We start from the raw sequence: 19,244 nt of genomic DNA, 5'->3' as shown, positions 1-19,244 counted from the left end.
AGCCGCTTCTTATATCAACAGATATGAGGAGCGGCTCTTTTTTCTACTTATTTTTTATTAAAATATTGTAAAATTGCTTCTACAATACGCTCTGAAGCAAGGCCATCACCATAAGGATTAGATGCTTGCGCCATTTTGTCATGTGCTTCTTTATTAGATAATAATTCGTCTGCAAGTGTAAAGATTGTTTCTTCGTCTGTACCTGCTAATTTTAATGTACCTGCTTCAATACCTTCCGGACGTTCTGTCGTATCACGTAGAACAAGAACCGGTACGCCAAGAGAAGGTGCTTCCTCCTGCACACCACCAGAATCTGTTAACATTAAGTATGAACGTGCTGCAACATTATGGAAATCAATTACATCTAGTGGCTCAATTAAGTGAATACGATTATGATCTCCTAAAATATCGTTAGCTGTTTCACGAACAACAGGATTCATATGAACTGGATACACAACTTGTACATCTTCGTACTTTTCAACAAGGCGTTTAATTGCACGGAACATGTTGCGCATTGGTTCACCTAAATTTTCACGACGATGTGCTGTCATAAGTACAAGTCGGTCATTTCCAAGCTTCTCTAGTACTGGATGACTATATTCTTCTTTTACTGTTGTTTTTAGTGCATCAATCGCTGTATTTCCTGTTACGAAAATACGTGCTTCATTTTTATTTTCTTGTTGCAAATTCGTTGCTGATTTTGCAGTAGGAGAGAAATGAAGATCTGCCATTACACCTGTTAATTGACGGTTCATTTCTTCCGGGTATGGAGAATATTTATCCCATGTACGAAGTCCAGCTTCAACATGGCCAATCGGAATTTGATTATAGAAAGCAGCAAGGCTCGCAATAAAAGTAGTTGTTGTATCACCATGTACAAGAACGATATGTGGCTTTGCTTCCTTCATTACTTTATCTAAGCCCTCTAAACCACGTGTTGTAATATCAATTAATGTTTGACGATCTTTCATGATATTCAAATCAAAATCCGGCGTAATACCAAAGATATTCAATACTTGATCTAACATTTGGCGATGCTGTGCTGTCACTGCTACAATTGATTCAATTTGCTCAGGATGTTTTTGCAACTCTAACACAAGAGGTGCCATTTTAATCGCTTCTGGACGTGTTCCAAAAATCGTCATTACTTTTAAACGTTCAGTCATTTCAATGCCTCTTTTCTTTCACTAGTTACGATATATGAAAAACTAACATAAAACCTCCCCTTTTGAGTGGGAGAGAGCGTCTGGCTATGCATAGTAGCGGTCAGACCCTCTTTTAGCTCCATGCCATATGAAAACAAACGGAGAAAACGAGTGAAAATCTCCTTTTGTTTTCATAGCCGCAACTTATATGCCAGCTAATCAACATAGATTTATATAAATACAAATTGAAAAACTAACCTAAAATCTTCTCTTTTAGGTGGAAGAGAGCGTCCGGCTATGCATAGTAGCGGTCAGACCCTTTAGCCCCCATGCCATGTGAAAACAAACGGAGAAAACGAGTGAAAATCTCCTTTTGTTTTCATAGCCGCAACTTATATGCCAGCTAATCAACATGGATTTATATAGTATTGTTACACTCACCATTATATATTGAGAAGACAAAAGGACAAAAAAAAGCGTTTTTAATAGACGGTAGAAACTTCCCTATTACGAATGCTCTTTCTGCCAACGGAATAGTAATCCATTCTATGTTTCTCAACATCTTTCCCAGTATAACAATTTCTCCCATCAAATAAAATAGGTTCACCCATAAGTTGCACATACCTTTCTAATGGATACGTTCGTATGCATTCCCAATCGGTTACAATAAACGCTGCGTCCACTTTCTCACATATATTAGAAATTTCACTTATGAAGCTAATTTTCGTAGCCAAAAAAGCATTTGAAGCATATTTAATCATCTCCGCACTGCGGATATCTGTAACAAACGTTTCAATTAACAGCTTACTGTATAGCCTCTCTACCTTCTGCGCGATTTCTTCTGTCTCCGCTCCTATGACGATGCGATCACCATGAAAAAAGTCATGTATACCAGAACCTTCATGTAAAAATTCCCGATTTGATACCATATGTATCATATGATACATATGCCGCCCTTGTAGCTTCTCTTGAATCCATTCTTTCATTTGATTGTTCGTACCTACAGGAACCGTACTTTTTGTAACCACAATTATATCTGAATTGGCACACATACCAATTTCATAATAACTATTACGAATATATGTTAAATCTGCCGTTCCATCCGGTAAAGATGGTGTTCCTACTGCTACAAATATGAAATCTGAATGTTTAAATGCCTCTGTTTGACTTGATGTAAATGCTAATCATTTTTCTTGGACTGCTGCATCTACTAATTGCCCCAGACCAGGTTCATAAATTAGCATTTCCCCTTACTTCATTCTCGCTATTTCCCCTTGATTTATATCAAAACAAGTAACCGAATGACCTAATGTGGTTAATCCTACTCCAGTAATTAATCTTACATATCCAGTACCTATCAACGTAATTTTCATTAGATGTTCCGCATAGAATACCTAAGATTATAGTTTAGATATTCTAGGCTTCCCCCTTTCATACTAAAACTGAATATATGTCGATGTCTTTAAGGCACCCTGTTTCCCATACTAAGACATGAAGTTGTTGCTTTTAAGTATATAAAAATGAGATAGCATGCAAGCCCTCACTCCCTATTATATGAGACGCCTGCTCTTTCTTTTTTTAAGATTTTGTAAAATAACATCGTTTATTTGGATGTATTTCTTTACAAACTGTTCTATTATCGGCACATTTGAAGTTTCCATATTTTAACGCGGAACGTACGTATTTTAACGTGCAACACTTATAGTAAAGAGAATCGGTCACATCCTACCATCCCTACTAGGGACAGACTTATATGTAAATGTCATAAATCTGTACCACAATTTAAAAACTATGCAATACAAGTTAATGATAAGATATATTATAACCTTCTTGTGCGACATCGTATTTATTATAAACTTGTCATATATTTTATCTATTTCCAATTACAGTGAATAGAAAAAAAGATTGAATTCTAATCTTTTTGTGATACCATATGTTATGAGCCTGCAAACAATCATCATAATTTTCAGATAACTTGTTCAAAAATTACGTTAAAATATAAAAGGTGGGGTATTAATGGACTCACAAGTGATTTATGCTGTTTTGGCATCTTTCATTACCGTATTAGTTGTTACTCCTTTCGTTATCAAATTAGCATTTAAGATTGGAGCAACTGATAAGCCAAACGCACGTAAAGTACACCAAAAAATTATGCCTCGTCTAGGTGGACTGGCAATTTTCATCGGTGTAGCCGTTGGGTTCTTTGTTAGTGGATTATATGAACAAAGAATGATGTCGATTACTATAGGTGCTATTATCATTATCATCATCGGTATTTTAGATGATATGTACGAATTATCAGCGAAAGTAAAATTCGGTGGACAACTATTAGTTGCCGTACTTATTGTAAAAAGTGGATTATTAGTACAGGTGCTATATATTCCAATCTTAGGAGATACTGAACTTGGTATCCTTGCATATCCAATTACAGTATTTTGGATTGTAGGTATTACAAATGCCATTAACTTAATTGATGGATTAGATGGATTATCCGCTGGGATTTCATCTATCGTCCTTGCAACATTAGCATATATGGCCTTTACTAGCCCTATGGGTACTGGTGCTGTTATTATTCTGCCACTAGCACTCATTGCACTTGCAAGTACACTTGGATTTTTATTCTATAACTTCCATCCAGCAAAAATTTTCATGGGAGACACAGGTGCATTATTTTTAGGATATTGTATTTCTGTTATATCGTTACTGGGATTATACAAAAGTGTAACGTTATTCAGTTTCCTTGTTCCTATTATCATTTTAGGTGTACCTATCTTCGATACAACATTTGCGATTATCAGACGAATTGTGAATAAAAAACCAATTTCTGCACCAGATAAATCGCATTTACATCATCGTCTATTGGCAATGGGCTTTTCTCATCGTACGACGGTACTTATCATTTACGCATTTGGTATTTTCTTTAGCGTAAATGCAATTATTTTCACTAGCGCAACATTGTGGTTATCCATTATCCTTCTGTTCGCTTTAATCTTCTTTACTGAAATCGTAGCAGAAGTAATTGGTCTTGTGCACGAACGTTACAAACCAATTATTTCCTTCTATAAAAAAGTAAAAAAACGCGAATAATAACTGTAGTATAGCCTTTATTAGTGTAAAATATTCAAATAGCACTCTTTCTTCTTAAGAAAGGGTGCTATTTTTCATTTCCAAAATATAGTTTGTTTGAGAGTTCTTCTATTGGAGAAAGATATATATGTAAAGAGGATAATGAGACTACAATCTTAACTCCTTCTCCATGACTGTTAGACTGAGGGTGAGTATTTTGATGAAGCAAATGTTTCAATGTATTATTATATTTTTAAGTATTACTACATGTCTGGTATCTTATACTGAAGCAGCCGCTAACTCCCCACTTACACATCAATCTACGATTCAGAACGCGGCTCTTCCGCCCAAAATTGCATACTTAACATTTGATGATGGGCCAAACAAATACACATCACAAATTTTAAACATCTTAAAGCAAAAGCAGGGAAAGGCAACCTTCTTTGTAATTGGTGGCAAGGCTTCACATTATCCACAAACAATGAAACGTTTCATACAAGAAGGTCATTATATCGGTCTTCATAGCATGTCTCATGACGTAAAGCGTTTATATACTGGTGATCCATCCGTTTTAATTACCGAAATGGAGCAGGCCCGCTCTATTGTGCGCCATATAGCAAATTTAGATACACACCTTGTTCGCGTTCCGTATGGTAGTATGCCTTATTTAAAAAAGAATTATCGTGATGCACTTGTTTCCGCTCAGTACAAAATGTGGGATTGGACAATCGATACATATGACTGGAAAAGTTATCATAATCCTTCTGCTATATTAGAGCGTGTTATGAACCAAAGCGACGAACAAGTTGAAGTTATTTTAATGCATGATTCTAGCGTTACAGTGAAAATTCTTCCAAAGGTAATTGACTACCTTAAGGCGAAAGGATACACGCTTCTTCCCTATAATCCTTCCTCTCATTCAGAAGTGAATTTCTGGAAGGACGCAAGATTGTAACAGCTTTAGTATAGACTAGAGCTGTTTATTCTTTTTCTCTTCCCACACTTCCCATTTTTGTGTAAAATTTTAAATAGTGACAAAGTTTCGAGGTGAAGAAAAATGAAACGAATGGACCTCATTTATAATGCAATACAAAAAGGGAATTACTCAGAAGGTGTAACAGCATCTGAACTCGCTACACTTCTACAGCTAGACCGTGCAAATGTAAGCAGCGATTTAAATAAACTTGTGAAAGATGGTCGTTTATCCAAAACGGGAACACGCCCTGTCCGTTTCTATTTAGGAGACAACTCCCACGTGGAAACGCATTCACAAAATAACACTTCACTCGATGCCTTTGCAAGAAAAAACACAAGCCTCAAAATTGCGATTGAAAAAGCAAAGGCTGCTGTACTCTATCCTCCAAATGGTATGCATACATTACTACTTGGAGAAACGGGTGTCGGGAAATCTATGTTTGCCTCTTTAATGCACGAGTATGCAATTGAAGTAAATCAGCTCCCAAAAGATGCACCGTTTATCGTTTTTAACTGTGCGGATTACGCAAATAATCCACAGCTCCTGCTTGGACAACTTTTCGGGATAAAAAAGGGGGCTTACACTGGTGCAAGTGACCAAAAAGGGTTAATCGAAAAAGCCCACGAAGGAATTCTCTTCCTGGATGAGGTGCACCGCCTCCCGCCAGAAGGTCAAGAAATGTTATTCACATTTATTGACCGCGGTGTATATCGCCGCCTTGGGGAAACAGAGAACGAGCGCCGAGCACAAGTATTAATTATTACTGCAACAACAGAAGAACCAAACTCTTTTTTACTCAAAACCTTTACGAGACGGATTCCGATGACCGTAACGCTTCCACCACTTCGTGAGCGAACGCATCAGGAACGCTTCGCTCTCTTGCAGCTCTTTTTTACAAATGAAGCAATTCGTCTGCGAAAAAAAATTCATGTCAGTCCGAACGCAATGCGTGCTTTCGTCTTTTATCAATGTCCAAACAATATCGGACAATTAAAAACCGATGTACAAATTGCCTGTGCGAAAGCCTATTCTGATTTCGTAACAAAGAAAAGAGAGCATGTCCGCGTTTCAAGTGCTGACTTGCCATGGTACATGAAGGAAGGCTTGTTTATTGAAAGAAAAAGCCGTCATCTGTATCAAGTGCCAAACGAAACATTTGTATTTACGAGTGACGAAGGATGGAGCAAACATAAAACAGAAGATTCACGTTCTTCCATTTATGATTACATTGATCATAAATATGAAGAATTACAAGCACGCGGTATTGAAGAAGAAGAATTAGAATTACTAATAGACAACGATCTCCAAAGCTTTTTCGTTCAGTATTTTAATCAAATGTCACAAAAGACAAGTCATGAAAATGTCCTTAAAATTGTCGATCGCAATATTGTTTCTGTATGCGAAAAAATCGCTGAACTAGCCGAAAAACATTTAGCTAAGACATTTGATGAAAAAGTCTTTCTTGCTTTAAATTTACATGTACAGACAACTTTACAACGACTGCAGGGCGGGAAACAAATTCATCACCCGCAGCTGAATCAAATTCGCACGAAATATAAAGAAGCTTTCTCAGTTGCCATGCAATGTATTCAACTATTAGAAGAAGAATTACAAGTAACGATGCCCATTGATGAAGCTGGATTCTTAACGATGTTTTTCGTTGTTGATCCCATTCCTGCTTCCCAAACAGAAGTAAAAGTATTAATTTTAGCCCACGGCAATGGTATCGCAACAGAAATGGCAAATGTCGCGAATGAACTCCTCGGTATTGATGAAGTAACAGGAATTGATATGCCGCTTCATGAATCACCGAAAGATTTCTTAGAACGAGTAAAAGTGTACATGAAAACACTCGGGCATATAAACGGACTGCTTTTACTCGTCGATATGGGTTCACTTGCCTATATCGGGGATATACTAGAGACGGAATTTCATATCCCTGTACGCGTTCTCTCTATGACAAGTACGCCGCATGCATTAGAAGCAGCAAGAAAAGCTCAGCTCGGGTACTCATTAGATGCGTTATATGAAACCGTGAAAAACTTAACACCGTTTTACCTTAATGTACAAGAAGAAAAGAAAAAGCCACTTGCTCCCATGAAATCAGTCATTTTAACAGCTTGTTTAACAGGAGAAGGAAGCGCACTGGCCATTCAAAAAATGCTTGAAAACTATTTACGATTCGATAAAGATTTAATAGAAATTATTCCAATTAGTATCGTTCATGAAAAAGATTTAACAAAAATGATCGAAAACATAAAGAAAGAACGCAATATGATTTGTATTGTCACAAACTTTGATGTACAAGTACCATGTTTAACTTATCATTTCCAAGACATTGTAAACTATAAAGCCATTCAGCAAATTCAAGAATTAATTACGTATGAAGAAACATATGCAAAAATGGCTGATATTCTCGGGCAACAAATGCAGCGCCATGATGGGGCACTGATGATTAAAACAATACGGTACGCGCTCAATACAATTCAAGAGCTCATCTCCTTACAGTTAAACTCTGATAGTTTAATGGGAGTTATTTTGCATATGAGCTGTATGATTGACCGGCTTCAAAAGGGAGAAAAGCTCCTCCCTTATCCTGACAAAGAAGCGCGTAGACAAGATGAATATTGGATGTATATGAAAGTAAAAAAAGCCCTGCAACCAATTGAAAATACGTTTGATGTGCAGATTCCAGATGATGAAGTGTTTTATGTAATGGACTTCTTCATAAGAAACCAACCAGAAAAAAAAGAGTAACGTAAACATGCCCGTGAATTTCAAAATTCATGGGCATGTTTATTTACCGGCTCATGGACCTGCTATATTCTTTTACCTTCCCACGAATTTCTCCCCTTGCATGTGCTTTTGTATGAACATTTACATATGCATTCGCTTCATCAATTGCCTGCACAAGATTTTCAAACGTCTTCCCTTGCAAAGGTCCTTCTAAATCTTCAGTGAACACCACACCCGTTATCGTTCCTTCATTTACGCTAATTCCATGCTTCACAGGTCCATATAAAAACACAACTACTGGCCCGGTCTGATTTCCTTTCCCTAAATGAATTTGACAAGATGTTACCTTCTCAATATTTTTCAATATGATCCTATAATGTAGTTTCGTAAAATCACTATTAAAAATAAGCTCCGCGACCCCATAAGCTTTCGTTTTTACAGGAGGTAGTTCATTATCACCTTTCAGCTTAGCAACAAAATGTTTTGTCATACTAGCAACATTCTCCTTATATAAATTTCAAACTCATGCTGATATCTCTTTAACTAATTTATTGCTGGGACACGATCAATTATGACTCTTTCAGAAATGCTTTTTCATAATGGCTATTCTACTCAAGAAATATTTACAAAAAAATTACATAACAATCATTCCTCACACCACACTGCTTCCTGTATAATGCACGTAAATTTGAAATTTCTTCAGGAGGTTCTTTTTGAAAACATTAATAGAAATATTTCTCGTATCACTCAAGTTAGGCCTTACTTCTTTCGGAGGACCCGTGGCTCATCTTGGGTACTTTCATCATGAATATGTACAAAAACGAAAATGGATGGATGAGCGGAGCTATGGGGATTTAGTGGCACTCTGTCAATTCCTACCCGGTCCTGCAAGCAGCCAAGTTGGAATTGGCACCGGTTTATCACGAGGCGGGCTCCTTGGAGCTGTAGTCGCTTGGATTGGCTTTACACTCCCGTCAGTTCTCTTTCTTGTTTTTTCCGCTTCACTAATCCAGCAATTTCATGTGGTGGAAGCTGGCTGGATTCATGGATTAAAACTTGTAGCAGTAGCGATTGTCGCACATGCAATATGGGGAATGGCACAGAAATTAACACCGGACCGTAACCGAGCAACAATTGCAATTATTACTGCTGCAATTGCGTTATTATTTCCAAGCGCTTGGACACAAGTTACGCTTATTCTACTTGCTGGTCTTCTCGGTTGGCTCTTATATCGTAAGCATGAAATTCCATCTGCTAGCAAAACACATATTCCTGTTTCACGTATAACAGCTGCCCTTTGTCTCTTACTATTCTTTAGTTTATTATTCTTGTTACCACTATTACGACCATTTTCGCACTGGATTGCCATGTTTGATAGTTTCTATCGCTCTGGCTCACTCGTGTTTGGCGGAGGACATGTCGTTCTTCCCCTTCTTGAAAATGAGTTTGTATTAAATGGCATGATGACAAAAGAACAGTTTCTAGCAGGATACGGCTTAACCCAAGCGGTTCCAGGTCCTCTTTTTACATTTGCATCTTACATAGGAACGGTACTAGACGGGGCACTAGGAGCTACTATTGCGACAATCGCTATCTTTCTCCCGGCATTCTTACTTGTCATTGGTGTATTGCCATTTTGGGATCAAGTGAGACGCTTGTCTTATGTACAAGGGGCGCTCCTTGGCATTAATGCCGCCGTCGTCGGTATTTTACTAGCTGCTTTTTATGACCCTATTTGGACAAGCACAATCATGAGTAAAACTGATTTTGTTATTGCTTCTCTCCTATTTTGTCTATTAGCATTTTGGAAAGCACCACCATGGATCGTTGTTGTTCTTGGTGCTTTTAGTGGCTATATTCTTTCTATTATCTAAACATACAAAAAGACGGTCTTACTAAATCGTCTTTTTTACTATATAACTTCCCTTTGATTTTCAAGCATATAAGTCGCGGCTATGAAAACGAAAAGAGGTTTCCACTTAGCATGAGGCACTGACCGCTTCTATCCATGAGCGGATTCCCTCTCCCTCCTAAAAGGAAAGTTTTTTATATTAAAATTTCACAAGCTCTATCCCTTCTGGTAAAACACTTTCCGTTAAAATCTGTAGTTCATCTGCATTTACAATTAATCGAATCATAGATTTTTCCCTCCTGTAAAATGAAAAAAAGCGGGCTGAGTCAGCGCCGCTTTTTACTTTTCTACTTTTTTGAAGAACTGCGGAAGATATTCTTTATGTGCTTCCAACATTTCATCTAAAATTTGTTTTGCTACTTTATCTGATGGTACAAGTGGATTAATTGTCATAGCAAGCAGCGCTTTATGATAATCCCCTGTAACAGCAGCTTCAATTGACGTGCGCTCAAATGATTTAATTTGCTGAACTAAACCGCGAACAGGAACCGGTAAATCACCTACTGCAATCGGCTTTGGACCATCCTTCGTAATGATACAGTTTACTTCAACAGCAGAATCATGTGGCAAGCTTGCAATTGCACCATTGTTTCTTGTATTAACAGGTTGGATATCACCTTTATTATTATAAATAGACGTAATTAAACTACATGCTGCATCACTGTAGTACGCTCCTCCGCGCTTTTCTAATTGCGGTGGCTTAATATCTAAATTCGGGTCTTTATATAACTCGAATAAGTCATCTTCTAATTGTTTCACCACTTCTGCACGTGTCCCTTTTTCAATAGAAGCTTGTTTTTCTTCTTCTAACATTTCACGTGTTTTATAGTAGTAGCGATGATATGGACATGGAATTGCACGAAGTCCGCGAATGAAATCTGGCTCCCAATCAAGTGCAGCGATGTTTTCCATCGTAATTTGCTTTTCTGGATCTGTTACAAGTTCTAGCACTCGGTCCATCACACTTACTCCATCTAAATACACATCTAATCCGTAGACCATGTGATTTAAACCAGCAAAGTCAACATGAACACGGCTCGCATCTACTTCAAGAATCTTTGCAAGTCCCATACAAATACCAATTGGAACGTTACATAATCCAACTACTTTTTTGATGCTTGTATAACGAAGTACAGCCTCTGTTACCATACCAGCTGGATTTGCAAAGTTAATCAGCCAAGCATTCGGACAAAGCTCTTCCATGTCTTTACAAATATCCAAAATAACAGGAATCGTTCTCAATGCTTTGAATAAACCACCAGGACCATTCGTTTCCTGACCAATCACATCATATTTTAATGGAATTGCTTCATCTTTCGCGCGCGCCTCTAATAAACCAACGCGAAGCTGCGTTGTTACAAAATCAGCATCTTTTAATGCCGCGCGGCGATCAAGTGTTAAGTGAATATCAATTGGTAAACCTGCTTTTTTCACCATACGTTTTGCTAAGTTACCAACGATTTCTAACTTCTCTTTTCCCGCTTCAATATCTACTAACCAAATTTCACGAACAGGAAGCTCATCATAACGCTTAATAAACCCTTCAATTAACTCCGGTGTATAACTAGAGCCACCACCGATTGTAGCAATTTTAATTCCGCTCATATCTTATTCCCCTTTCGCATCAAGCTTTTTATAAAGGTCGATAAATTCCGCTGCTAATTCTTTCACAGTCATTGAATTCATTAAATGATCTTGTGCATGAATTAAAAGAACACTAATCTCTGTTTTTTCTCCTCTTGCTTCTGATTGTATGAGTTCTGTTTGGAAATGATGTGCTTCATTAATCGCTTCTTTCGCTTTTACCATCGCTTCATCTGCTTCCCCTAATTTCCCCTGTTTTGCATATTGCAGTGCTTCCATCGCATAGCTTCTTGCGTTACCGCTGTGTAAAATTAATTGGAATGGGATTTGTTCTGCTGTAGTCATCCTAAATACCGCCCTCTCTATATAGTTCAACCGATTAAAATACCCCTTCAGTTTGAACGTGTCTATGAAAATATTATTTTCTTAAATTGGCTTTGGTGTTCTTCTAGATGTGTGCCATCTTTCTGAACAAGATATAAAGTTATTGTTCTCACGAGCTCGTTTCACCCGTGAGAACAATCATGTATTACATAGGTACAGATTGATCGTTTCCTTGTGCTGTAGTTTTTTCAGTGCGAATGATAGAACGGTCACATAATACAACGAATGGATAGTAAATCACCATCGCGATTACAAAGTTGAATAACTGTAGAATTGTACCGGAAATGTGTCCGCCTGTTACAAGGTAACCACTAATGATTGGTGGTGTTGCCCATGGAATCATCGCAACTGTTTTTGGCACCAATCCAAGAGATATAGCTGTATAAGAAGTAATTACTAATACGATTGGTGTCACAATAAACGGAACGAATAAAATTGGGTTTAAAATAATTGGTGTACCAAAAATTACTGGTTCGTTAATATTGAATGCACCTGGTCCAATTGATAGCCTTGATACACCTCGCATTTGCGCGCTTTTCGCTACAATTAATACAACAACTAAGAATGCTAATGTTGCACCAGAACCTCCAAGATATACGAAAGTATCAAAGAACGGTTTTGTAATAATGTTTGGAACATCAAATGAAGATGTGCCATCTTGGAATAACTTGATATTTTTTTCTAATGCTGGTAAGTATAATGGCTCGATGATACCCCCAACAATGTTTGGACCATGTAAACCAAAGAACCAAAGAAGGTGAACAAGAAGTACAATGACAATCGCACTTGGTAATGTACCTGCTAAACCTTGTAATGGTAATTGAATTGTATTAAAGATAAATTCATGAACACTTGTGCCTGCTAATTTCACTGCTAATTGAATACCTGCAACTACTGTTAAAATAACAAACGCCGGAACTAATGCTGCAAATGATCTTAAAACTGCTGGTGGTACTCCGTCTGGCATTTTGAAAGTAATCTCTCTTTGTACAAAGAAACGGAATGCTTCAGTAACAAGAAGTGCCACGATGATTGCTACGAATAAGCCTTGTGCCCCCGTCCAAGCTAAGTTCAATCCGCCCTCTTTCGGTGTTGTTGGCGTAAGAATAATTAACGCACCAAATGAAATAATACCTGCTGACAATCCATCAACACCGTAAGATTTTGCTAAATTATAACTTGTTGTAAACGCTATAATTAATGCTAAAATTGCGAAAGAACCAGTCCACATTCCTCCGCCAACGTCTTTCCAAACTTCTCCGAATGTACCTTTCATGAAATTTTGGAAGGCTTCAGATGGAAAACCATTAATCAGTGATGCCAGGGCACCAACTAAGATAAGTGGCATAACAGCAATAAATCCATCACGAATTGCAGCTAAATGACGTTGTGACCCGATTTTACCAGCGACTGGAACAACATATTTCTCCATAAATGCAATAAACTTTTGCATTTTCTTTCCCCCCTAATTATTTTTTTAGTGTTAATGCGTGATCTAAAACCGCCTCTCCATTCATCATGCCGTAATGCATTGGATTAATAACGTCGATTCCAACGTTTTTATCATCGGCAAGCGCTTTCATTGAAGACAGCATATAACGAACTTGTGGCCCTAGTAATAATACATCTGCTTCATCAATGTTATTTTTCACTGCATCCCCAGATACAGCCCAAATCTTTCCCTCTAACCCGCGAGCCTTTGCAGCTGCTTCCATTTTTGTAACTAGTAAACTTGTAGACATTCCTGCTGAACAACAAAGTAAAATATTCATTAATAAGTCCCCCTATGCATGTAAACTATTTTTGTTTATTTGTTTTTCTTTACGCCTTTTATTAATGCAACTTCCGTGCCAACTTTTTAAACCGCCTAAAATTAACGTTTTTCCCTATGTTTTTATTGTGTGTTACCGCTTTCAAAAAGTGTGTTACCCAAAATACTGATAGTGTGTTATAAAACAACACGCTTGCAACACATATCTGTATGAAAATAGATTAGTGTCTAGTTGTGCTTAAAACATAAAATAAAATATTTTTATAAAAAACATTCATTTTCTCTGTAATAAGAAAAAATTTATGGGAATTATATTTTTCAATATACAAAAGGATAAATTAAGAGGAAAGAACTCATATATATCAACTATGAAAAGCGAGGACTTTCAGTCATAACAGTACCATCAGTGGATTCACTGATGGTACTGTTATGATTCATACAAGACTAAATGTGATTAAACCGACTCTCGATTTATCATTGAGCTCCACCAAAACAATATGATTTTCACTAAATGGCCTACTTCATTTCGATTCCTTTATTTCAAGCTATTATTCAATCCCTCAATTTTCTTCTTCCAATACATTGTCATCGCACACCATATAATGAAGTAAATAACGATGAAGCTACCTGTGCAAATGAGAAGCGGAACGAGATGATTTGGAACCCAACCAACCCAAATTGCAGTCGGTAAAAATGTGCCTAATAAAATGATAAGGTGGATGATTGTTTGCTTTAAAATGCCCCATTCTTCTTTCTCAAATACAAATGAAGCAAATGAGAAAATCAACCCCACAATATTTGCTGTGACAAGGTGAGTAAGCAATGTCTTTGTCTCTAATACATCCATTCCATTTGCATAACCAATTCCTAAAAACAACATGCTATATACCATTGCCATCGCCATTCCTGCAATCACTTTGGCGCCTATTCTATCAAATAATGTAACCATATTATTCTAGCCTCCTCCCATATTTAGAGCTTCCTTAATAAGTGGTACATATTTTCTTGAAACGTACTCTTTCATTCCATTTGAAAAGTGTGCACACATACTGCCGCTAAAAGACATTTCAAAACTTGTTACATGCTGTAAATTAGCGATTGTAGACTTTGAAAATCGTACAAAGCGATCACCCTGTAATTTTGTTTCTAATTCATACAAACGGGATTTCACTTCAAGAATTCCTTTCGTCGTTTGAGCCATTACCTTTCGATCCTCTGTATAAAACCAATAAATATCTTTTGGCTCTAACAAATAATATTGTTGCTTCAATACTCCAACAATTTGCTTCACATTCCCCCCTTCTATCCTCTTTAAAAGTTTCTGAACTTCATCTGTCACTTCTTTTGCTTTGACAATAATCTCTATCTCATCTTGTGATGGATTTAATTCAAGGTGAATTTTCACTGCCTTCCACCTCCCTTACGCCCTTATTGTTACATATATTTCAAAAAAAGAAATAGATTGGTACATAAGTGGTATTCTTTACGTCATAACTGACTCTTTTTCAAACATAAAAAAACCTTGCATACGCAAGGCCTCATTCTTTCGCTAACATTTTCTTATATAACTCTACAAATTCACTTGCTAATTCCTTCACCGTAATCGCATTCATTAAATGATCTTGCGCATGAACCATGAGCAGTGTAATCTCTGTCTTTTCCCCCCCAGCTTCCCTCTGTATTAAATCCGTTTGTAAACGATGTGCCTCTTGTAGTTCTTGTAAGGCCTCCTGCAATTTCGCCTCCGCTTCTTGAAATTCTCCGCGCTTTGCATAATCAATGGCTTCCATCGCACAACTTCTCGCATTCCCTCCATGTAAAATTAGATGAAAGGCTTGTGTCTCTAATATATCCATCTTAATTGCCTAATCCCCCTTTTTCTTCGGCTACTTTTTGTTTATCCCATATTTTCAAGAACGGTAAATAAATCAAAAATGCAAGTATAAAGTTAACAATTTGCAAGACAACTCCTGAAATTTCCCCACCCGACCCTAAATATCCACTAAAAAGAATTGGTGTAGTCCATGGTACTGCCGCACCGCTTGGCCGAGCAACAAGTCCCCATTCCATTGCAAAATAAGAAACAAATGTCATAACGACAGGAACAAGTATAAATGGAATGAGCAAAAGTGGATTCAGTACAATTGGCATTCCAAACGTGACCATTTCATTAATATTAAAAATGCCTGGTGCGATTGATAGCCGACCCAAACTTTTTAATTGCTGACTCCGTGCAAATAATAACATCGCTACAACAAGTGCAAGCGTTGCACCAGATCCACCTGTGTAGATCCACAAATCAAAGAATTGTGCTGTTATCGTGTTTGGGACATCTTGCCCTGCCTGAAAAGCAATACGATTTTGATCCATTAATGATAACCAAACCGGGCTCATAACACCGCCTACAATTGCGGCCCCGTGAATCCCACATGCCCAAAGCACATGAACAACAATAACCGCTGCCACCGCGCCAAAAAGACTTGCTCCAAGTGCACTAAGCGGAGCTTGCAGAAGCTGCCCTACAATATTATGAATACTACCAAAAGTGGTTTGCTCCAAAATTAAGCGCAGAATCCAAACAACCGTCACAACGATAAAACCTGGAATGAGTGCAGTAAATGAACGTGTTACAGCTGGTGGAACCGTTTCCGGCATTTTAATAATCATCTTCTTCTGGATAATAAACCTGTAAATTTCGGTAGATATAAGTGCTATAATCATCGCCACGAATAGCCCTTGACTCCCCATCAATGCAGCAGGTATAGCCCCATCTACTACTACACTCTCCTTCGTACTAGGTATAATATGTGTCACTTGAAATGGAGTTGCTAGTAAAAAGGATACAAGTGACAATGCTCCTGCTGCTAATGCATCTACTTTATATTGTTCTCCCAGTCTGTAAGCGATTCCAAAAGTAGCCATTAAAGACATTATATTAAATGTTGCGCTAACTGGATACCCTAACGCCTTCTGCCAATTCCCTCCAAATAAACTTTCCATAAAATCGTTATATCCAGGTATTGGCAAAGCGCTGATAATAAGAAAAAATGAACCGATAATTAAGAAAGGCATCGTTAAAATAATCCCATCACGAATTGCTTGTAAATGCCGCTGCTGCGCAATTCTCCCTGCTACTGGCATAACATATTTCTCTAAAAACCGGACCATCTACTCCACTCTCCTTATGCTCTCATTGACAACGCTGCCTCTAATACGGCTTCTCCGTTACAAAGCCCATAATGTACAGAGTGAATAATATCAACAGGTATCCCTTTTTCTTCACACATTTCCTTCATCTTCGGTAATAAATAACGCACTTGAGGTCCAAGCAAGAGCACATCCGCTTCATCAATATGATTCCGTATTTCCGAACCCGATACAGCCCAAATTTTCACTTCTAACCCTTTTGCCTGTGCCGCTTTCTCCATTTTCGTTACAAGCAAACTAGTAGACATTCCTGCTGCACAGCAAAGTAAAATGTTCATTAAACTCCCTCCTTACTTTTAATCAGCTGGAATCCTATCCACATTTCTCTTCATATCCACTACTAGGTTACCAATGTATATGTCTATATTGGTTTCCATATGACGAGCATAAAAACAAAAATTTCTCCGTTTTCACTCTATTCCAGCTATCTGTATTTTCCTAGTAAACTGCCTCACAAATCACTATAATAATTCAGTATGATTTTTTACATTAGATAGGAGGAGATATATGATGAAGGCTTATCGCTTTCCACTTATTTTATTATCTTCCATCCTAATTGGTGGGTTTCATTGGTTATTTCATGGGTACCGATGCAGTTGCTTTAAAACCGCTTGGTGACATTTTCTTAAACTTAATGTTTTACGATTGTCGTACCTCTCGTGTTCTTTAGCATTGCCTCATCTATTGCCAATATGGATGGATTAAAACGTTTCGGAAAAATTATGTCTAGCATGGCTGGGACTTTCTTATTTACGAGTATTATTGCTGCAATTTTTATGATTATTGTTGTGAAAGTATTCCCGCCAGCACAAGGTGTTGTACTAGAATTAACAAGACCTGATAAGGTTGAAAATATTAGCAATCGCTCTTGTTGTTTCTCTATTAGTTGGAACAGTAATGGGTGCTATTCCTGGCGGCGGTATGATTGGTGAAATGTTAATCGTTTCTCTATACGGTTTTCCACCAGAAGCTCTACCAATTATCGCAGCTATTAGTACAATCATTGACCCACCAGCAACGATGTTAAACGTAACAGGCGATAACGCTTGTGCCGTAATGACAGCTCGTCTTGTTGAAGGAAAGAACTGGATTAAAAATAAAGTAATACAATAGTTCTTATCATTCTTTTAAAATAAAAAATAGCTAGATATTTACTCTAGCTTCTTTATTTATTTTATCAGTTTGTTTTATATCTACACTTTACTCAGGCTACACCCACAAATTTGTTATAACTTTCACAAAGTTTCCATAGCCCTTTCCTCTCCTTCGTACTATAATCATGTATGGAAAAGGAGATGGAAACTATGACACACAGCGCCCCAGAGTTTAAAGTTTTGCAAAGCATTGCGTTCCTTGCTGTTGTTTTGCAAAGTTCCTTACTATATACAATGAATCAAGGACATATTCTACTAGAACAATCTCTCATTATGGGAATGCTATTTAATCTCGCAAAATTTTCAGCACCTGCATTCATCTTCATTGTCGGGTTCCATTTAATTCGGCAATACACAAAACAAATGGTCTATACAGAATACATCTATGAAAAAACAGCACACTTACTTGCTCCTTACTTCTTCTGGTCCGTCGTTTACTTATTGACAACAAACCAAGTCGTTACAGTGCAAAGCGGGATAAAGAGCCTATTGCTCGGAACAGCTGCGCCTCATCTTTGGTATGTCATTATGATGTTCCAAATCCATTTGCTGTTTCCCTTATTATGCACCTTATTTTATTGGTTTAAAAAAAGAACACAAAATCAGCAAGATATATACCGATACATGGCCGCTTTCGCTAGCATTTATTTTCTCTTAATGTGGTATTCTTCTCACTATATTTTTAACGGTGAAGTGCTAACTCAATCAACTGTTTTGCATTATACAGATCGTTCCTTCTTCTTCTATTCATTTTACTTTGTCATAGGAGGAATCGCTGCTGTAGCACTTCAAGCTTGGCGCTTATTTGTAATGAAACACATACCACTTATAACAATCTTATTTTTTATTCTATTCTTATTCATCAACTATGAACTATTTAGCTTTTATGGTGTAGATTCCATTCACCTTACTGTATCTACCTATTTAAAGCCATCCATGTTTCTGTACATTGTATGTGAAATTTTAATACTATACGTACTATCTATCATGATTGTACAGCGGCGAGGTGCTTTATATAAAACATTACGCTTTATCGGAAACTACACGTACGGAGCCTATTTAGCACACTTTTTCTTTTTACAGCTAATTACGAAATTACTATCTCTATTTACAATACAGGCAAATACAATTCTATATAGTCTATTACTATTTCTTCTAACAGCAACATTCTCTATCATCACAATGGTTATATGTAGCACGATTCCATTCCATACATGGATTACAGGACCTTCTCCCACGCCTGTATTAAAATGGCCAACGCTCCTGCCTTTACTGCCATTATTAAGAAGTAAAAAGTAAAAGAAGCTGT

The 19,244-nt window shown here is 37.3% G+C and carries 16 protein-coding genes and 2 pseudogenes; 6 read left to right on the top strand and 12 right to left on the bottom strand.

Annotated features, from left to right (window positions below):
* Positions 1-47: 47 nt before the first annotated feature.
* Positions 48-1,166, bottom strand: coding sequence for a non-hydrolyzing UDP-N-acetylglucosamine 2-epimerase (gene wecB, locus ACM6HU_RS15345; RefSeq protein ID WP_016112547.1), 1,119 nt, complete (start codon positions 1,164-1,166; stop codon positions 48-50).
* Positions 1,167-1,627: 461 nt separating this feature from the next.
* A pseudogene (locus ACM6HU_RS15340) lies at positions 1,628-2,518 on the bottom strand (nucleotide sugar dehydrogenase).
* Between the two features lie 643 nt (positions 2,519-3,161).
* Between ACM6HU_RS15340 and ACM6HU_RS15335 the strand changes: the two are divergent.
* From ACM6HU_RS15335 to ACM6HU_RS15325, 3 genes are all read left to right on the top strand, one after another.
* Positions 3,162-4,232: a glycosyltransferase family 4 protein gene (locus ACM6HU_RS15335; protein ID WP_016112550.1), complete on the top strand. Its 1,071-nt coding sequence runs from the start codon at positions 3,162-3,164 to the stop codon at positions 4,230-4,232.
* Between the two features lie 199 nt (positions 4,233-4,431).
* On the top strand, positions 4,432-5,166 hold the full coding sequence (locus ACM6HU_RS15330; protein WP_414848247.1) for a polysaccharide deacetylase family protein: 735 nt from the start codon (positions 4,432-4,434) through the stop codon (positions 5,164-5,166).
* A 102-nt stretch (positions 5,167-5,268) separates the two neighbouring features.
* On the top strand, positions 5,269-7,944 hold the full coding sequence (locus tag ACM6HU_RS15325) for a PRD domain-containing protein (protein ID WP_088093764.1): 2,676 nt from the start codon (positions 5,269-5,271) through the stop codon (positions 7,942-7,944).
* Positions 7,945-7,987: 43 nt separating this feature from the next.
* On the opposite strand, the gene ACM6HU_RS15320 is transcribed toward ACM6HU_RS15325, so the two are convergent.
* On the bottom strand, positions 7,988-8,413 hold the full coding sequence (locus tag ACM6HU_RS15320) for a CHRD domain-containing protein (protein WP_077294656.1): 426 nt from the start codon (positions 8,411-8,413) through the stop codon (positions 7,988-7,990).
* A 223-nt stretch (positions 8,414-8,636) separates the two neighbouring features.
* Between ACM6HU_RS15320 and ACM6HU_RS15315 the strand changes: the two genes are divergently transcribed.
* A complete protein-coding gene (locus ACM6HU_RS15315; RefSeq protein WP_077294659.1) occupies positions 8,637-9,797 on the top strand; it encodes a chromate transporter in 1,161 nt (386 codons plus the stop codon).
* A 317-nt stretch (positions 9,798-10,114) separates the two neighbouring features.
* On the opposite strand, the gene celF is transcribed toward ACM6HU_RS15315, so the two are convergent.
* The 9 genes from celF to ACM6HU_RS15270 all read right to left on the bottom strand — a co-directional run bounded on the left by celF (position 10,115) and on the right by ACM6HU_RS15270 (position 17,059).
* Positions 10,115-11,440, bottom strand: a complete 1,326-nt coding sequence (celF, locus tag ACM6HU_RS15310) for a 6-phospho-beta-glucosidase (protein WP_077294661.1) — start codon at positions 11,438-11,440, stop codon at positions 10,115-10,117.
* Positions 11,441-11,443: 3 nt separating this feature from the next.
* On the bottom strand, positions 11,444-11,764 hold the full coding sequence (locus ACM6HU_RS15305) for a PTS lactose/cellobiose transporter subunit IIA (protein ID WP_077294663.1): 321 nt from the start codon (positions 11,762-11,764) through the stop codon (positions 11,444-11,446).
* Positions 11,765-11,948: 184 nt separating this feature from the next.
* Positions 11,949-13,256: a PTS cellobiose transporter subunit IIC gene (celB, locus tag ACM6HU_RS15300; RefSeq protein WP_077294665.1), complete on the bottom strand. Its 1,308-nt coding sequence runs from the start codon at positions 13,254-13,256 to the stop codon at positions 11,949-11,951.
* 16 nt (positions 13,257-13,272) lie between these two features.
* Positions 13,273-13,575 carry a PTS sugar transporter subunit IIB gene (locus ACM6HU_RS15295; protein ID WP_077294668.1) on the bottom strand — a complete coding sequence of 101 codons (303 nt, stop codon included), beginning with the start codon at positions 13,573-13,575 and terminating at the stop codon, positions 13,273-13,275.
* A gap of 534 nt (positions 13,576-14,109) precedes the next feature.
* The gene (locus ACM6HU_RS15290) at positions 14,110-14,523 is read right to left on the bottom strand and encodes a DUF3021 domain-containing protein (RefSeq protein ID WP_016112561.1); all 414 of its coding nucleotides are present in this window, start codon (positions 14,521-14,523) and stop codon (positions 14,110-14,112) included.
* Between the two features lie 6 nt (positions 14,524-14,529).
* On the bottom strand, positions 14,530-14,979 hold the full coding sequence (locus ACM6HU_RS15285) for a LytTR family DNA-binding domain-containing protein (RefSeq protein WP_016112562.1): 450 nt from the start codon (positions 14,977-14,979) through the stop codon (positions 14,530-14,532).
* Positions 14,980-15,112: 133 nt separating this feature from the next.
* On the bottom strand, positions 15,113-15,430 hold the full coding sequence (locus ACM6HU_RS15280; RefSeq protein ID WP_016112563.1) for a PTS lactose/cellobiose transporter subunit IIA: 318 nt from the start codon (positions 15,428-15,430) through the stop codon (positions 15,113-15,115).
* 1 nt (position 15,431) lies between these two features.
* Positions 15,432-16,742 carry a PTS cellobiose transporter subunit IIC gene (gene celB / locus ACM6HU_RS15275; RefSeq protein ID WP_077294671.1) on the bottom strand — a complete coding sequence of 437 codons (1,311 nt, stop codon included), beginning with the start codon at positions 16,740-16,742 and terminating at the stop codon, positions 15,432-15,434.
* 14 nt (positions 16,743-16,756) lie between these two features.
* On the bottom strand, positions 16,757-17,059 hold the full coding sequence (locus ACM6HU_RS15270) for a PTS sugar transporter subunit IIB (protein WP_003202011.1): 303 nt from the start codon (positions 17,057-17,059) through the stop codon (positions 16,757-16,759).
* Between the two features lie 232 nt (positions 17,060-17,291).
* On the opposite strand from ACM6HU_RS15270, the pseudogene ACM6HU_RS15265 reads away from it, so the two are divergent.
* Both ACM6HU_RS15265 and ACM6HU_RS15260 read left to right on the top strand, forming a co-directional pair.
* Positions 17,292-17,894 (top strand): annotated as a pseudogene (locus ACM6HU_RS15265) (cation:dicarboxylate symporter family transporter).
* Positions 17,895-18,064: 170 nt separating this feature from the next.
* On the top strand, positions 18,065-19,234 hold the full coding sequence (locus ACM6HU_RS15260; RefSeq protein ID WP_098116715.1) for an acyltransferase family protein: 1,170 nt from the start codon (positions 18,065-18,067) through the stop codon (positions 19,232-19,234).
* Positions 19,235-19,244 lie beyond the last annotated feature (10 nt).

Origin of the sequence: Bacillus sp. IT-79MI2, from assembly GCF_949768135.1 — a bacterium.
GTDB classification, from domain to species: domain Bacteria; phylum Bacillota; class Bacilli; order Bacillales; family Bacillaceae_G; genus Bacillus_A; species Bacillus_A pseudomycoides.
Note: the sequence above shows the minus strand (reverse complement) of the source record. Positions and strands in the feature narration are given on the sequence as shown.

Coding starts and splice junctions, on each gene's coding strand:
- ACM6HU_RS15295 (WP_077294668.1), bottom strand. CDS start 13,575: ATGAATATTTTACTTTGTTGTTCAGCAGGAATGTCTACAAGTTTACTA.
- ACM6HU_RS15305 (WP_077294663.1), bottom strand. CDS start 11,764: ATGACTACAGCAGAACAAATCCCATTCCAATTAATTTTACACAGCGGT.
- ACM6HU_RS15260 (WP_098116715.1), top strand. CDS start 18,065: ATGGAAAAGGAGATGGAAACTATGACACACAGCGCCCCAGAGTTTAAA.
- ACM6HU_RS15320 (WP_077294656.1), bottom strand. CDS start 8,413: ATGACAAAACATTTTGTTGCTAAGCTGAAAGGTGATAATGAACTACCT.
- ACM6HU_RS15330 (WP_414848247.1), top strand. CDS start 4,432: ATGAAGCAAATGTTTCAATGTATTATTATATTTTTAAGTATTACTACA.
- ACM6HU_RS15290 (WP_016112561.1), bottom strand. CDS start 14,523: ATGGTTACATTATTTGATAGAATAGGCGCCAAAGTGATTGCAGGAATG.
- ACM6HU_RS15280 (WP_016112563.1), bottom strand. CDS start 15,430: ATGGATATATTAGAGACACAAGCCTTTCATCTAATTTTACATGGAGGG.
- celB (WP_077294671.1), bottom strand. CDS start 16,742: ATGGTCCGGTTTTTAGAGAAATATGTTATGCCAGTAGCAGGGAGAATT.
- ACM6HU_RS15325 (WP_088093764.1), top strand. CDS start 5,269: ATGAAACGAATGGACCTCATTTATAATGCAATACAAAAAGGGAATTAC.
- ACM6HU_RS15270 (WP_003202011.1), bottom strand. CDS start 17,059: ATGAACATTTTACTTTGCTGTGCAGCAGGAATGTCTACTAGTTTGCTT.
- wecB (WP_016112547.1), bottom strand. CDS start 1,166: ATGACTGAACGTTTAAAAGTAATGACGATTTTTGGAACACGTCCAGAA.
- celB (WP_077294665.1), bottom strand. CDS start 13,256: ATGCAAAAGTTTATTGCATTTATGGAGAAATATGTTGTTCCAGTCGCT.
- ACM6HU_RS15335 (WP_016112550.1), top strand. CDS start 3,162: ATGGACTCACAAGTGATTTATGCTGTTTTGGCATCTTTCATTACCGTA.
- celF (WP_077294661.1), bottom strand. CDS start 11,440: ATGAGCGGAATTAAAATTGCTACAATCGGTGGTGGCTCTAGTTATACA.